Here is a 16,131-nt window from a genome sequence, read left to right on the forward strand (position 1 = left end):
ACAACAAATTCTTTTTTGGCTCGAAGTTGTTCTCAAAATCTTCTTAGGCAAGTATAATTTTCAAAATGAAAAATTAGCTTTTTAAGGAATGACTACTTAAAAAAATCCAAGAGATAAGAAAAAATTCGTGCATTCGTGGCAAAAAAGAAGCGGTTTTATCATGCAAAAGGGATCATGACATTGTAAGCAAAAAAAACCAACAGTATTCTGTTGGTTTAATGATGAAATCATCATGTAAGTCCATATTAGTTTAAATACCACAACGAGAATTGAATATTTAATCAGACCATCACTAGCCTTTTACGATTTTATAGTTTTACCTCTATAAAAAAGTCGAGTCGAAATAGAAAGGCAACAAGTCTTTCACCGCATGCACTTTCACCACTTCCTCATTCATACTTGAGAAATAAAGATCAATGTCCTCGTTTTGTTTCGTCTCATATTCAATTAAGCTTTGACGGCAGGCACCACACGGCGGAATTGGAGGGTTTTTCTCATGAAATTCCTTAGGACCACCCACTACGAAAATCTTCTTTACCTTCATATTTGGGAAGTTAGCAGCTACCCAGAAAAGAGTAGTTCTTTCAGCACAAAGTCCTGATGGAAAGGCTGCATTTTCCTGATTGTTTCCAGAGTATATTTCTCCATTTTCCAAGAGTACAGCACATCCTACAAAAAACTGAGAGTAGGGTGCGTAAGCGTTTTCGCGTGCCTCTTTGGCTCTTTCGAATAATTTTTTTTCTATATCGCTCAGTTCGCTGCTATTTTTAAAATATTCGTAACTGATCTGTATGTCTTTTTTCATATATTGTAGACTAAAAAAGGGGGGTAAAATTAGTTCTTTTTAATGAAGTGGGCAATATTTTATTCTCCTCATGATAAAGTTCAACTTTTTAAAAGAATAAAATGCTATATACCCCAATACAATTCAGGAACGTAGAGCTAAAAAACCGTTGGGTAATGTCTCCCATGTGTATGTATTCATGCGAAAACGGATTGGCAAACGACTTTCATTTCGTACATTATGGAAGCAGAGCACAAGGTGGAACAGGCTTACTTGTTGTGGAAGCAACCGGAGTAGAGCCGGGAGGAAGAATTACCAACCATTGCATGGGAATCTGGAATGATGAACAGGCAGAAAAGCTACAGAGAATTGTAGAATTTGTTCATCAGAACTCAGACAGTAAAATTGGGATTCAGTTAGCTCATGCAGGGCGAAAAGGTTCCACATGGAATAATCAGCAGATTTCTATTGAAGAAGGTTGGGAAACAGTAGCACCAAGTTCCATTCCTTACCATCCAACAGAGAGAATTCCCCATGTATTGAGTACTGATGAAGTGAAAGAACTTGTGCAAAGTTTCAAAAAAGCTACCCAAAGAGCTGTAAAAGCAGGGTTTGATGTCATCGAAATTCATGGAGCTCATGGTTATCTTATTCATCAGTTTTTGTCACCGCTTTCCAATATCAGAACAGATGAATACGGCGGAAGTTTCGAAAACAGAATCCGTTTCCTTATTGAAATTGTAGATGCCGTAAACGAAGTATTAAATGAAAATACAGCCCTTTTTGTACGGATTTCAGGCACTGAATATGCAGAAAATGGTTGGGATATTCAGGATAGTGTCGCCTTGGCAAAAGTGTTAAAAGAACACTCTGTTGATCTCGTGGATGTATCAAGCGGTGGGAATATCCATGGCGCAAAAATCTCTGTTTTTAACGGTTATCAGGTTCCTTTTTCTGAACAGATTAAGCGCGAAGCTGATGTGAAAACCGGAGCTGTAGGTTTAATTACCAAAACAGAACAGGCAGAAGAAATTTTACAAAAAGGAGAAGCCGATCTGATCTTTGTAGCAAGAGAAATTCTGAGAAATCCATATATCGCAGTTCAGGGTTCTTTTGAAATGAAAGAAAACTGCTTTTTCCCCCATCAGTATACCAGAGCAAAAATTTCCTCATAACTTATTCAATATAACCATACCTTACAGAAATGAATATTGAAGACTTCATGTTGACGTGTCCCAGTAAAAAGTTCCTTGGTGTAGAATGCTTTGGCTGTGGCGCTCAACGTGCTATTGTTCTGGTGTTTCAGGGAAGATTTTCAGAAGCTTTTCAGATGTATCCTGCTGTATATACCTTATTGCTGCTTTTTTTATTCATAATACTAAGTTTTATCGATAAGAAAAGAAAATATAGTACGGTCATCATGGGATTAATCGCGCTCAATATTGTAATAGCAGTCATTTCTTATGTTTATAAACATTATTGATTATATTTTTTAAAACTATAAAAACTGAGATCTTTTTTTATGTTTAATATAATTCTGTTAGAACCGGAATCGTAGAACTACTACAATTTTTAAAACTGTTGCCAAAAAACTTTTTAAATTAGAACCTGAAGTCTATCTTTGTTATATAGATCCTATTTACGGGAACTATCATTAATGATAAAAATTTAAGAATATGGCAGGAAATTCAAGAGGAATCTTAAAATTCAATGGAGGGGAAGGTCAGAAGTTGTTAAAGCTTAACTACAGTGTATCGAGAGCTACAGACGTTTCAGGACGAGTAGCATCAGATCCGTCAAATGCCCTTATTAAAGTAACCATCGAAGCAACAGAAAAATCTGATGTTTTAGAAAGCTTACTGAACAGCAAATATAAGCCAACAACAGGAGAAATTAATTTCAACAAATCTCACGAAGAAGGAACTCTGATCACTCTGAAGTGGGAAAATGGATATGTAATTCAACACGAAGTAGACTTTGATGCACTAGACAGCAATAATATGCTGATCAGTTTTGTAATAAGCGCTGAAACGATTACTTACGGAAATTCAGCTTATGAAGGACTTTGGCCAATGAGCTAAGTCTTCATGAGTGAAAAATAAAAAGACTGTCCCATAAGACGGTCTTTTTTTACCTTTTGAAAAGCCAAATTATTAAAGAAAAGGGAATGCTTTTTGTTTTAAAAAACTCCCTGATCATTGAAAAATTAAGAAAAAATAAAACAAATCACCACAAAATATGTCAAACACACCCGGAAAATCAAATGCCGCGTCCTTTCGCCCGACGCAGAATGCAGATGGTGTATCTGAAAATCACCATATAGGCATTAATCGCTTGGTAAAGCTTTCTCTCGTTATCGAAGGGAAAATTATAAAATACTATAAGCACTTCAAGCTTAAACAAAGTACGAGACGTCACCACGAATTTACCCTGACTTTAGCTCATGATACCTTAGGAGAAAGGCAAACCCATTCTCTGGATGATGCTAATAAGTTTTTGGGAAAACGCCTTACAGCTGTCATTTCCTATAAAGATATTGATAACAGCCCTGAAAGAACATTTGTAGGAGTGATAACAGGCGTAGGATTCAGTCAGGAGAAAATGAGCCTTGGAAATATTGTATTAACGGGAAGCAGTCCTACTATTTTATTGGATGGAGCTCCACATATTCAAAGTTTCGGAGGTGCACAACCTGTCAATGTAGGAATTATTGCAGAAGATGTCATCAAGCAGGGGATTGATAAAAGTCGTTTTGATGTAAGAATAGATGCTAATAATTTTTCTCAGATTATTTACAGCAGCCAATATGATGAAACCCATTACAACTATCTTGCAAGAATGGCTGAAGCATATGGTGAACAGTTTTTCTATGATGGTGAAGTTCTGCATTTCGGGAAGCTGCCACCACAAAATAAACCGATTACATTAACGTATGGAAGCAGTGCCAATGATATAAAAGTAGAATTAAAAGCGGTTCATACCAAACCCCAATTCTATGGCTACAACAGTAATAAACATGAAAAACTTACTTCCGGTTCTACGCCTATCAAGCATGTAGGAGATCTGGCAAAAACAGCTTATAATCATAACGATTCCATCTATAAAACACCTGCATTACAGATTGCTCCTATTAAAGCAACCACACATCTTGATGTAGAATATTCACAAAAAAGTGCTTCAGGAAGTGAGGCAGTGAATGTTTTTACCATTTCAGGAAATACAACCGTTCCTTTCCTGCATCCGGGATGTGTAGCTGATGTACAGATGCGTAAGCAGGATTCTAATGAAACCTCTTATTTTACAAGAATTATGATCACAGAAGCTGAACATGAAATTGATACTATAGGTCATTATCATGGAAGTTTTGTTGGAATAGCAGCTGATACAGGATTTCTTCCAAAACCGGAATATACACTTCCAAAAGCTGAACCACAAACGGCAACGGTAATTTCCAATACTGATCCGGAAGGACAAGGAAGAATACAGGTAAGATTCGATTGGCAGACTAACGATACCACACATTTTATCCGTATGATGAGCCCTGACGCCGGAGGAACAGATCAGGTATCTCAAAACAGAGGATATGTGGCAATTCCTGAAGTAGGAGATCAGGTAATGGTCAACTTTGTACACAGTCATCCGGACAGACCTTTCGTAATGGGTGGAATGTTCCACGGCGGAATAGCTTTAGGAGGTGGAATAGATAACCATCTGAAATCTATCCAAACCAGAAGCGGAATCAGAATTCTATTGAATGACAATGAAGGAAGTGTTACCATTCTTGATCCGAGTGGAAATAGCTATTTTATGGATGGTAAAGGAAATATCAACATGAAAGCTCCTAAAAATTTCACATTGAATGCAGGTGAAAACATCAATATCACAGCAGGAAAAGAAATTACCATTGATGCCGGAGCAAGTATCTCAAGTTCAGCAAATGAAGATATTGTCTCTACAGCCGGAAAAGATATTATGCAGACCGCATCCGGAGACATCAGAGAATCTTCAGACAACAGAACAGAACTGGTGGATAAAGAATTTAAAAGACAGTCTGAGACTTCCAACGAAATAGCAGGAGAAATTTCCATGTTCAGCGAAATGGAAAATATGACCATGCAAAGTGGGAAAATAGTGGAATTCAACAGTGCTGAGAAATCAAAACTTTTCTGATATGGCGATTATCAAAACAGCAAAGAACATTGTGATAACTGTGAAAGACACTTATCATCTGAACGTAGGAAAAAAGGTAGAAAAAATTGCAAAGAAGATCAATGTAGAGGCGCAGAAAGAAAACCTTGTTTTAGCTAGTAACAAGAAGATTATGTCTCATGGTCACAAATAATTTAAAAGCTTTTATTCTTTGTGTAGTATGTTGTTTTTCAACAATAAATTGTCAGAATAAAAAAATGGAAGAAAAATACAGTTGGCTGGGAACCGTTTCTGCACCGCAGGAATATCCTATGGAGATTTATAAAGGAGCTATTGTAGCTGATGATTTTACCTATGGTTTCGATGCTATTTGGGGAACACAGAACACCGGCTGGGGGAAAGAAGGCGGAACAATGAGTGTAGAAACCGAAAAAATGAATCTGCCGCAACATCTTGAATTTACCTGGTATTCTCTGGTTGAAAAAAAGTTCTATACCGGAAAATGGGATCTTAATAAAGAAAAAATCAAGACTCTTTTTGATGAAGGATTTGTAGATCAGGATACCCGTAAAAGAACCACTTACAATTCTTTTGTTGTAGGGCTGGCTCCTAAGGGGAAAGTTGTTCTTTGGGCAAAAGGTCCTGGAAATCAAAAAGAAATAGGTGCTTTTCAGGCTCACGATACCATTATCACAAAAGAAAAAGCATACGATAATGCACAATATATGTTTAAAGAAGGGTTTGCAGACAGAATGCTGAAAGATCCGTCTTATAAAACATTCAAGCCTGAAGTTCGGAAAAAAATTGAAGAAGAAGGCTATCCTTCGGAAGATGTTTACGAAGTCTATCGGGAAAAATACAATTGGAAGCCAGATGTTATCCTTCCGGAAGGAGGTGTATGGCTGGACTTTGGATTTACCAATTATAATGGAGAACAGGAAAATCTTTTTGCTAAAAGCCTGAAAGATGATACTTACAAACCAAGAGCAATCCCGAAATTCTGTGGGTTTTATTGGCGCGATAAGAATAAAAACAGATATGCTGTATGGGTAGATGCTTTTGATGACAAAGAAATCTTTGAATTATTTCAGAAAATAGGAAAAGAGGAAGACATCGATTTTACTATTAAAGTAAATGAAGACAATACAAAAGTATTTTTATCCTTAATGACTGAGCAGGGAGAAGTTTTCATTACGAAAGCAAAAGTTAGATTATCCCGTAAAATAGAATAAGATTTCTGTGAACCCATTTAAAAACGAGAACTATGCACAATAATCAATTTGGAGGGTATACACCAACGATAACCAAAGAAGAAGTATTGGATATTACAATCGGAATCTTTTTTGACGGAACTTTAAATAATAAAACCAATACCACAGAAAAGGCAAAAGGAACTGATGCTTATAAAAAACATGGTGGTAAAGTTACAGATAACAACAGTTATAACAACGATTGGAGTAATGTAGCCCGAATGTGGGATAACTATGACAAAAATTTCGGAATTTATATAGAAGGAATCGGTACGGAAGATGCTCAGGGAGATCAGACTTTAGGCTATGCTTTTGGTACCGGAGCTACCGGAATCAGATCCAAAGTAAGAAAAGGCTGCGAAGAGATTGTCAAAAAAGTAAAAACCATTAAAAGTGAGAAAAAGGCTGATAAAATTGCGGTACTTACCTTTGATGTATTCGGTTTTAGCCGTGGGGCTGCGGCTGCACGTAATTTTGTACATGAAATCAGTAAAGCTAAGTATAAAGCATCAGCACATACCGTTGCCAATGATGGGATGGTTGCCACTACCTATTCTGATGATGACGGAAACTCTGTAGATTTACAGGAACTTCCTAAATGGGGACATTTCGGATTGAAATTACAGGAAGCCGGTATTACGATTGATGTCTTAAAAGTAAGATTTCTTGGTGTTTACGATACCGTTTCGTCTTATTCGAAATACCTTTCGCCGAAACCTAATTTCAGCAATGACGTAGAAGAGTTGAGCCTTAACGATATTGCAAAAGCTCAGACTGTAATTCACTTTATTGCAGAAGATGAACACAGGGAAAACTTTGACCTTACAAGAGTGCGTACAGGAATTGAAAAAACATTTCCGGGAGTTCACTGCGATGTAGGAGGAGCTTATGAAAACGGTGAAGAATCATGGGAAGAACTGGAAACAGCATGGGGATTTAGCCCTTCTAAACTGGAAGCCCTGAGAGATGAACTGGAAGCAGAAGGCTGGTTTCACAAAGGAGAACTTACCATTTCCTCCGGATTTTACTGGGCACTAAAAAGTACACGTAAATTAGTGAAGACATTCAGTTATATTCCTCTGCATTTTATGGCAGATTATGGGATTCAGAAAAATCTTCCGATTACAGATAAAAAAATGGTGAATGAAACCTATCCCATTGATTCAGATGCATTATTGGTAAGAGTTAAAAATCGTCTTGAACCTTATGTGATGGGAGACGGAAAACCTTACGCATTTATACCGAAAGCAGAATTGGAAAAGAAATATATGGGAGCATCAATTCCGCAAAAGAAATATGCAGAATATCAGAAAGAAGCTCAGGAGCAAACCGATTTACTAGAACTTCGACATAAATATCTGCATTGGTCTGCAAGGAGAGAAGGCATCGGAATGGACCCAAGACCTAACAGAACCAGAGTTATCCACTAAAAAATTAAAATCACATTACAAGAAATAACCCTGAAGACGGAATATTATATGCAGAAGTTTAATACCCACATCATCCAAAAAAACGAAACCTTAAAAAGTATCGCAACACTTTATGGTTTGGATGCAGATACCCTGAAATTATTCCACAACAATCACTGTCAGGTAAAAGATATGATCCTCATAGAACTTACCGGACAGAAGGAACTTTATATTCCAAGAATAGCTGTTGCGGATCAGAATAAAAAGGTACAGTTTGGAAGAGGAAACAGTATTGTTTTCAGACCGGAGAGATCATTCAGTAAATATGGAGTGATCGTCAATATTGAAACAGGAAACAGTAAGAATGAACTGAAATACGAAACCTCAGTACGCTGGCTTAAAAACGAAAATAACCTGCATTTTTTTGAAATTGACAGAACATCAAATCTATATCTGAATGAAGAAGAAATCAATGAAATAGCAGATACATTAGCCTATAAAACCTCCAAAGTTCTGTATCCTTTACAGATAAGTGTGGATGAACATGGTAAATTCCGCCAGGTAGAAAATCTGTCAGTATTTAAAGAGAGATGGACCACCGTAAAGGAGGAAGTTTATAAGGAATTTGAAGGTGATGTTGTAGATAAATACTGCGAGAAGATTGAAAACATTATCTACGAACCTGAAGCAATCAGTTTTTATTTGAAAAATGATTATTTCATCAGAACATTATTTTTTGGAATTTATCAGAGTTTCGGTCAGAGGTTTAAGATAGAAGGAGAAGAAAGCTTCCCTGTGGTGGATAACCCTATTGAGCCGAAATACAAAATACATGTAGAAGTAGATCCGGTAAAAGATGAATATGACCTGGTGAATATATCTGGAGAAGGAAAATTAAATGATGAAAGAAAAGTGTACGATTTTATCAATGAATCACCTTTTTCAATGACCATTCAGGATCATCCGGTAATGAATGACAATGGAAATTTTAGAATACAATATTACCTGAACGGGGAAACATTACTTCCTGAAACCCTGTATCTGGAATGTAGTATAATGTTGGAAGAAGAAAAGAAAATATCAGTAGTAATTACTGCTATATCAGAATAAAAAAACAAAATAAAATGAAAATAAAATTAAATCAGAAACTTTCTTTACTGATCTTTCTGGTGTATTTCGGTTTGTCCTTTGGACAGAAAGTAGAATTTACGGTGCCAAAAAATATTGAGGTGCTGGAAAGTATCATCTTTGATTTTGAAAATGATTTCACAAAAAACTCAGCGATGGATGCAGCTGCTACCGCAATGGGGAGTGGCTTTTCAACCAATATTGACCTTTATAATCTGAAATATGATGCCGGTTCCAAAAATCCTTATCTGGAATTAGCATTGAATAAAGGTGCAAAATCCAAACAATTCATTCAACAGGCGAGTTGGAATATAACATTCACTAAAATTTCTAAGAAAAGTACGAAAGTAAGTATCTTCCTTGAAAATATTACTCCTGATCGCTTGTCAAAAAAGGATGTGGATGTAAAACAAACCAAATCGACTGGAAAAGTTGAAAAAGAAATTAAAGAATTCCTGTTAAATTCAAAAGCAACGGATCGTGCAACAGCTCAAGCAGCCTCGCCACGTGCCGAAGAAATTGCAAGAATGAATGCTGAAGCAGATGCACAGTTTGCAGAAATAGAAGCGAGAAATCATATTGAAAAAACAACATCAAAAAAGCTACAGGCATTATTCACCAATAAGCAGTTTATTTCTTTACCTACAACATCAGCAACTTTTACAAAACGCTTACAGATACAACCAACTGAACCGGAATGCGAAAGCTGTAAAGGCGGAAAATATTCAAATTGGGACATTGATGAGGTTTTTAATCTGATCTACGCAACAATGATTGACGGACAGGAATATTACGCTTTACAATATTACGGAGATAAGAAAGTAGCAGGCTTACCTTACGGGCTTGTGTTCAATGATAGTTCTCCTACAGAATGTCAGGAACTTTTTGCAAGATACAATGCTCAGTTGTATCAAACTACGGTAGATACTGATGAAAACACGTCAAGTGCACTTACAGTGGTTACTTTTAAAATGAATAAAAGCTTCATTCGTCTTGAGTTCGGGAATCAATACCTGACGAGACTGTTGGTTTCAAATAGAGAACAATAATCATGGCAGAAAAACATATTGTAGTACAGGGCGCAATGTGCAAGTGCCAGTTCGGACAGGCTCCGGATAAACTTAAAGTACTTTCACATCAGAAAGAATATGCCAATGATAAAAGCGCTTCCAAAAAGCTTATTGTAACAACAAAAGAAATAGGAGGAGCAACATTTGAGAAAAATACATTCGGAAATTGTACCAAACACGGCGGACCACCACCGCCATGTAAAATAATGGTCACCGAATGGCAGAAGTTCTACGAAAAAGTACAGCTCAGCAATGGCGGATATATCATTCTTGAAGACAGTAAAGCCGTTTGTGCCGTTGCAGGGACACCTTGTATAGAAATCATAGATCATGGACAGAGAGCTGAAGCAAGTCAACAGAACTTTAAGAATGCAGATAAGGATGTCCAGCAGCAGATCAATCCTTTGGTGAACACGGAATCAATGTATAATGAGCAGCCTTCCAATGATGAGGGAGAAGACTTTGTAATTTAAAATCAACAGAAAATGGCGAAAGGAGTTAAAACGATAAGTTTCAGTGGTTCTTATTACCCTGATATGACGGTCCCTGGAAAAAGAGTGACATTAGTTGGTGATAAAGAGGTGACTTTTGTAGTTGTTGACTGGTATTCAGGAACAACTGCTGAAGAGAAAAAGAAACCTGTTACATGGTTAGTACAGGATAGTAAAAGGCAAAAAGTTATTACTAAAACTGTATCTTCTGCACGTAAATTTAAAATACCCAAACATTTATGTGGAGGTGCCCATTATTTTTATATAGAAGCAAGTCTTTCAGGAAATCCTGATAAACAAAATACAACAGGTTTATTTGTAAAAGGACATTGCCCCCCTTTAATTATAAACACCAAATGGAGTTTGAAATTAGGTGGTGCGGACAATCGTTCCCGACAGTTTTCTTTTGGTGAAAATGTTTTTTTAGGAGTAAGCACAGAGGGAATTAATGGAAGTTTCGTTACTGTAGAAGTGTATAGAATGAATTCTGAAGTTACTTTTGAAAAAATTAAGAATAGAATTACTGATAAAAACTATGATGCTACTGCAGATGATGTTCTTGCAAAGGTGTTTCAAAAACAGGCTTGGGTCATAAACGGGCAGATCAATACTGATTTTACGATCCAGCGAACTTGGGGGAAAGGAGAGGATGTTACTCAGTTTTATATTAAAATAAAAGATGGTAAAAATTATATTAAAGATGACCGAGGAAATATTATTCATGGTCGTTTTTTAAAGGTTCAGAACAAAACGGTTCCCGTTAAAACCAATATTACCACACTTAATAATAACGCTCCTGTAAAAGTAGGACAAACAGACAAAAAGGTAGATTCAATATCTACTTGTAAGTTTCAGATTATCAAATTCTCAGAAAGAAATAAGTTAGTTGAACTTTTTAACGAAGGGCAATTCATTAATAAAATGGATCCAAGTAGTAAGTTTTATACTATTCGAAATATCAACTATGATTATGATAAATCTAATATCAGGGCAGATGCTAAACCAGTTTTAGCTGAGGTAGTACAGTTTCTTACCAAACTAATGCCTTATGTACCTGTGGAATTGGGGTCTCATACAGATTCCCGAGGGACGGATCAATACAATATGGCGCTTTCAAAACGTAGAGCACAATCTGTTGTAGACTATCTTGTCAAGAATGGGGTAGATGAAAGGCGAATTCATGCTAAAGGATACGGAAAAACCATGCCTTTACATTCCGGGAATAATTTAACAGAAGGAATGCATGAGCAAAACAGAAGAACAACCATCAAGTTTCTGATCAGTGATAAAGATGCACTGCCAATAGAATATTCTTTGATTGCTCCTGATATTAATCACGCGAAAGCATCTGCACTTATTATTAATGGAGTTTCAAGAAAAGGATGTTATCATAAACCTGAAAAGCATACGCTACAGGTTCGGGTGATCAGTGGTTATACAAACGGAAGTCCTATTACTTTAAAGGAAGGTAATAATAGCATCAATTATAAAGTATACAGCAATGAACCTAAACTTGGTGACTTCCTGCATTCATTTTTCCTGGGAAGTAGATTTGCACACCAGTTTTTTATAAATTCCTGTGCCTATTATTCTAAGATGGATAAGAAGGAAGCTAAACCTACATTGGTTTTAAACACTTATCCGGATGCTGTTCTCACACAAAACTTAAGAATGAGCTATAAAGAGCCATTCTTTTGGAATGATGTTCCTGTGAGTCTTGTCGACAACTTTGAGTGGCTTGATGAAACAGTAGAATCAGTAAAAAAAAGTATCACCAATCTTAAGGAATTTTCTCCAAAAGAAGTAAATGAGCTTTCTGATACGATTTTTGAATTCCTTCAGGAAGAAACCCATAAGTTTGCTTTAGGAGTACACTTTATTTATAACTTCGGAGATATTGAAAAAAGAAAATCTCCGGCAAGTACAATTGATTTCACTCGTGACTACCGCTATCTTACTGCTATTGCATTAATTATCATGTATATTATTGAAATTGCAATTATACTTTTAATAATCTGGTTTACGCGAGGTAAAGGTGCATTTGGAAGAATCAAAAAACATAGGAAATTCTTTAAGACAATAGATAAGATGGGCGATTGGGGCTTTGAAATAGTATACCCCAAAATGGCAGAGAACAGAAGTATGTATTTTGAATCTACCCTTGGAAAAATATCAAGAGTGGTTGAAATTAACAGTAAAGCCGATCCGCTGCTAGGAATTTCCTATAAAAAAGAAGTGAGCCTTCTTGAAATAGAAAAGGTTGCGGCAAAGCTTAAGAAAGTTTTGGGTGAAGATGTTTTGAAAGACACTAAATTGAAATTTGAATTCGAAGGAAAAATATTTGCTCAATTTAAGGTAAGAGCAAACTTTGGTTCAAAGAAAATATACGTGCGAGACTTTATTTCTAACCTTAACAGTGGTGAAGGTAAATTTACTGCTGGTATGGGGATTGCAGCTGGTGCCTCATTGACAGGCTTTGAAATAAAGAAAACGAAAAAAATACAAATTTTGCCAATAACTCCTCCAACATATATTAAACTGGAAGCTAAATTGGATGTGGAGTTAGGAGGATATATTACATATTCTCGTAATTATCAATTTGATTATAACTCTAAACAGGAACCTATTGCATTATATTACCAGGATGTTATTTTCTTTTCAGGACTTAAAGGAACACTTTATCAAAGGGTTTCATTGAGTAAAAATGATAAAAAAGTACTTGATAGTAATGCTCAAGATAAACCAAAACTTTTTACTTTAATAGACGGAGATACCTACTATTTAGATAAAGTATATATATTTAAAATTTGATTATGAAAAAAGTACTCATTTTCTCGACTTTAGCTATTAGCCTATTAAGTTGTTCACAAAAAAAAGAAAAAGAAATGAATATGGAAATAACATCCTCCAATATTGTAGAAAAAATTAACGAACAAGTTAAACATTATCCAAAAGAACCTGTTTATCAGGTTTATGTAAAAAATTCATTATGTGTCTATGAACTTTTAGTCAATGATTATCCTATAGCAAATGAAAGAGAATATGGACAACAAATGACACCATTTATTATTAATAATGCTATTCTAAAAAGCGGTAAACAAAAAATAACGTTACGTTTATATCCAGCACCAGCTGAATATAGCAGATCAGGTGATACATTTTCTCCTAATACGTCGTGTAAACTTGAAATAGAATATGTAAATAAAAAGGATCTTAATTATAATGCTGTAGCAGTTAATGAATTTAAACTTCCTACGAAGATTAGAATGGCTGGGGAACATAATGATATGGAAATTCCTGAATTTGAAGGAGCAGGAAAAAAGTATTATGAAATCACATATGAATTTGATGCAACAGTTCCTTATGAAAACGAAGGTTGGAGTAAGGGGCAAGATCTTACAAAATTAGATCAGAAGCTCTTAGAGAAAAAAACTGTAGAATTTTATAATTATTATAAAAATATTTATTCTTCTAATAAAGCTGATGAACTTGCAAAGAACGAATATTCTTCTCTTCTTAGAGATGCTGTTTCAGAATATATGGAAAAGACAGATATAAAAGAAATGTGGGATGAAAGCCGTTCTAATTTATCAGTTAAGAAGGAATGGTTACCATTTAATTATAGAACAAAATTTTATGGAAACGGGAAAATTATTGCTCTCCTCCAAAAATCAGAAAGTGATGTTAGATTATCTGGAACATCTGCTTTAGCTTTTTCATACAAAGAAGATGGTACAACATATGGGTCTTTTATTGGAGTATATCTTTATCTTCCAGAAGGAAAAAAACTAGAAGACGGTCTTGAAATAATACGTTAATCCATGAAAAATATTATTCTCTTTTTTGTATCTGTTGTTAGCTTTTGGACATGCTCCCAAAAGAAAGTCATTATTATAGATCAAAATGGATAACTAACATCATCAAATATAGTAGAAAAGGTTAACGAACAAGTTAAACATTATCCAAAAGAACCCGTATATCAGGTTTATGTTAAAAATTCTCTTTGTGTGTATGAACTTTTAGTTAATGATTATCCTGTTGCTAAAATGTTTAATTATGGACAAATGATGACTTCATTTACAATTAATAATGCAATATTAAAAAGTGGTAAACAAAAAATAACATTACGTTTATATCCTGCACCAGCTGAATATAGTAGATCAGGTGATGTTTTATCACCTAATACATCATGTAAACTTGAAATAGAATATGTAGATAATCAGAACCCTAATAAACAATCATCATCTGTAGCAGAATTTAAACTTCCTACAAAGATTAGAATGGCTGGAGAACATAATGATATGGCAATTCCTGAATTTGAAGGAGCAGGAAAAAAGTATTATGAAATCACATATGAATTTGATGCAACAGTTCCTTATGTAATTGATGGTTGGAAAAAAGGGCAAGATCTTACAAAATTGGATCAAAAAAAATTAGAAGAAGAAGTAGCTAAAGTCAATTTGAATAGGAAAAAAGAGGTTGAAGAAAAATTAATTAATAAGATTGCTGCAAGTGCATATTTACCATTTAAAGAACAGATGGTAAGTGAATATGAAACTAAAGAGTATATAACAAAGTCATGGAAGGAATATATTGAAGTTTATTCAAATTCTACATATAAGATTCAACCATTGAAAGATTATAAAATTGTGTTTTTTGGCAACGGGAAAATGGTATGTTTGCGCCAAATATCTAATGATATACGCTTAAAAGAGCAATCGGGACTTTGGGGTACTTATAAGTTAAACGGTACTACTTATTCAGATTTTCATTATTTATACCTATACCTTCCAGAAGGAAAGAAACTAGAAGACGGTCTTGAAGTAATACGTTAATCCATGAAAAATGTTATTCTCTTTTTTGTATCTGTTGTAAGCTTTTGGACATGTTCCCAAAAGAAAGCCACTATTATAGACAAAAATGGAGAAATAATATCCTCCAATATTGTAAAAAAAATTAACGAACAAGTTAAACATTATCCAAAAGAACCTGTTTATCATGTTTACGTAAAAAATTCGCTGTGTCTTTATGAAGTTCTAGTTAATGATTTTCCTATTGGAAAAATGTTTGACTATGCTCAACACGCAACTCCATATGATATGAACAGTGAAATTCTAAAAAGTGGTAAACAAAAAATTACCTTACGTTTATATCCTGCCCCAGAAGAATATAGTAGATCTGGAGAAGTTTTATCACCTAATACTTTATGTAACCTTGAAATAGAGTATGTTGATAATAAAGATCCGAATCATAAATCAATACCTATTGCAACGCTTAAACTTCCTACGAAAATAAGAATGGCTGGTGAGCATAATGATATGGCAATTCCTGAATTTGAAGGAGCAGGAAAAAAGTATTATGAAATCACATATGAATTTGAAGCTACTGTTCCCTATGAAAATGAAGGTTGGAAAAAAGGACAGGATTTAACAAAACTAGATCAAAAACTTTTAGAAAAAAAAGTAATTGAATTTTATAATTCATATAAAGAGAATTATAATCAAAAAAAGACAGACTTAATAGCTAGTAATGAATATAATTTAATGTCTAGGGATGCGATTGCTCAGTATCAAGACAAAAATAAAGTTTCAAAAATTTGGAATGAACGTTTGGACATGATAAAAGTAGAAAAGAATTGGTTACCTTTTGATTATAAAATGAATTTGTATGGAAATGGTAAAATAATAGCTCTTCTTCAAAAATCAGATAATGATGTCAGACTTAGAGGAGAGTCAGCTTTAGCATTTACGTATAAAAATGATGGAGTAACATATGCACGTTTTTTAGGAGTATATCTTTACCTTCCAGAAGGAAAAAAACTAGAAGACGGTCTTGAAGTAATACGTTAAT

At 34.8% G+C, this 16,131-nt stretch carries 15 protein-coding genes; 14 read left to right on the forward strand and 1 reads right to left on the reverse strand.

Annotation, left to right across the window (positions count from 1 at the left end):
• Nucleotides 1–322: 322 nt before the first annotated feature.
• Nucleotides 323–805: a cytidine deaminase gene (locus BW983_RS00005; protein WP_065396105.1), complete on the reverse strand. Its 483-nt coding sequence runs from the start codon at nt 803–805 to the stop codon at nt 323–325.
• 101 nt (nt 806–906) lie between these two features.
• Between BW983_RS00005 and namA the strand changes: the two genes are divergently transcribed.
• The 14 genes from namA (at nt 907) to BW983_RS00070 (ending at nt 16,130) form a co-directional block, all read left to right on the forward strand.
• On the forward strand, nt 907–1,959 hold the full coding sequence (gene namA / locus BW983_RS00010; protein WP_076548933.1) for an NADPH dehydrogenase NamA: 1,053 nt from the start codon (nt 907–909) through the stop codon (nt 1,957–1,959).
• 29 nt (nt 1,960–1,988) lie between these two features.
• Nucleotides 1,989–2,267: a DUF2752 domain-containing protein gene (locus tag BW983_RS00015; RefSeq protein ID WP_076548934.1), complete on the forward strand. Its 279-nt coding sequence runs from the start codon at nt 1,989–1,991 to the stop codon at nt 2,265–2,267.
• A 193-nt stretch (nt 2,268–2,460) separates the two neighbouring features.
• Entirely contained in the window at nt 2,461–2,865 is a 405-nt protein-coding gene (gene tssD / locus BW983_RS00020) for a type VI secretion system tube protein TssD (RefSeq protein WP_076548936.1), read from the forward strand.
• A 157-nt stretch (nt 2,866–3,022) separates the two neighbouring features.
• Nucleotides 3,023–4,954, forward strand: coding sequence for a type VI secretion system Vgr family protein (locus BW983_RS00025; RefSeq protein WP_076548938.1), 1,932 nt, complete (start codon nt 3,023–3,025; stop codon nt 4,952–4,954).
• A 1-nt stretch (nt 4,955) separates the two neighbouring features.
• Complete coding sequence (locus BW983_RS23910; protein WP_165602270.1) at nt 4,956–5,126, forward strand: hypothetical protein; 171 nt, start codon at nt 4,956–4,958, stop codon at nt 5,124–5,126.
• Nucleotides 5,127–5,190: 64 nt separating this feature from the next.
• The gene (locus BW983_RS00030) at nt 5,191–6,165 is read left to right on the forward strand and encodes a DUF2931 family protein (RefSeq protein WP_065396100.1); all 975 of its coding nucleotides are present in this window, start codon (nt 5,191–5,193) and stop codon (nt 6,163–6,165) included.
• 32 nt (nt 6,166–6,197) lie between these two features.
• Nucleotides 6,198–7,613, forward strand: coding sequence for a T6SS phospholipase effector Tle1-like catalytic domain-containing protein (locus tag BW983_RS00035; RefSeq protein ID WP_076548940.1), 1,416 nt, complete (start codon nt 6,198–6,200; stop codon nt 7,611–7,613).
• Nucleotides 7,614–7,661: 48 nt separating this feature from the next.
• Nucleotides 7,662–8,702: a hypothetical protein gene (locus BW983_RS00040; protein ID WP_076548942.1), complete on the forward strand. Its 1,041-nt coding sequence runs from the start codon at nt 7,662–7,664 to the stop codon at nt 8,700–8,702.
• A gap of 14 nt (nt 8,703–8,716) precedes the next feature.
• Nucleotides 8,717–9,769, forward strand: a complete 1,053-nt coding sequence (locus tag BW983_RS00045) for a hypothetical protein (protein WP_076548943.1) — start codon at nt 8,717–8,719, stop codon at nt 9,767–9,769.
• 2 nt (nt 9,770–9,771) lie between these two features.
• A complete protein-coding gene (locus BW983_RS00050) occupies nt 9,772–10,263 on the forward strand; it encodes a DUF4280 domain-containing protein (RefSeq protein ID WP_065396096.1) in 492 nt (163 codons plus the stop codon).
• 12 nt (nt 10,264–10,275) lie between these two features.
• Entirely contained in the window at nt 10,276–13,092 is a 2,817-nt protein-coding gene (locus BW983_RS00055; protein WP_076548944.1) for an OmpA family protein, read from the forward strand.
• Between the two features lie 2 nt (nt 13,093–13,094).
• Entirely contained in the window at nt 13,095–14,099 is a 1,005-nt protein-coding gene (locus BW983_RS00060; protein ID WP_076548946.1) for a hypothetical protein, read from the forward strand.
• Between the two features lie 189 nt (nt 14,100–14,288).
• Nucleotides 14,289–15,116, forward strand: coding sequence for a hypothetical protein (locus BW983_RS00065; protein WP_076548947.1), 828 nt, complete (start codon nt 14,289–14,291; stop codon nt 15,114–15,116).
• Between the two features lie 3 nt (nt 15,117–15,119).
• Nucleotides 15,120–16,130 carry a hypothetical protein gene (locus BW983_RS00070; protein ID WP_076548948.1) on the forward strand — a complete coding sequence of 337 codons (1,011 nt, stop codon included), beginning with the start codon at nt 15,120–15,122 and terminating at the stop codon, nt 16,128–16,130.
• Nucleotide 16,131 lies beyond the last annotated feature (1 nt).

This window comes from Chryseobacterium ureilyticum (genome assembly GCF_900156735.1).
In the GTDB taxonomy this organism is placed as follows: Bacteria; Bacteroidota; Bacteroidia; order Flavobacteriales; family Weeksellaceae; genus Chryseobacterium; species Chryseobacterium ureilyticum.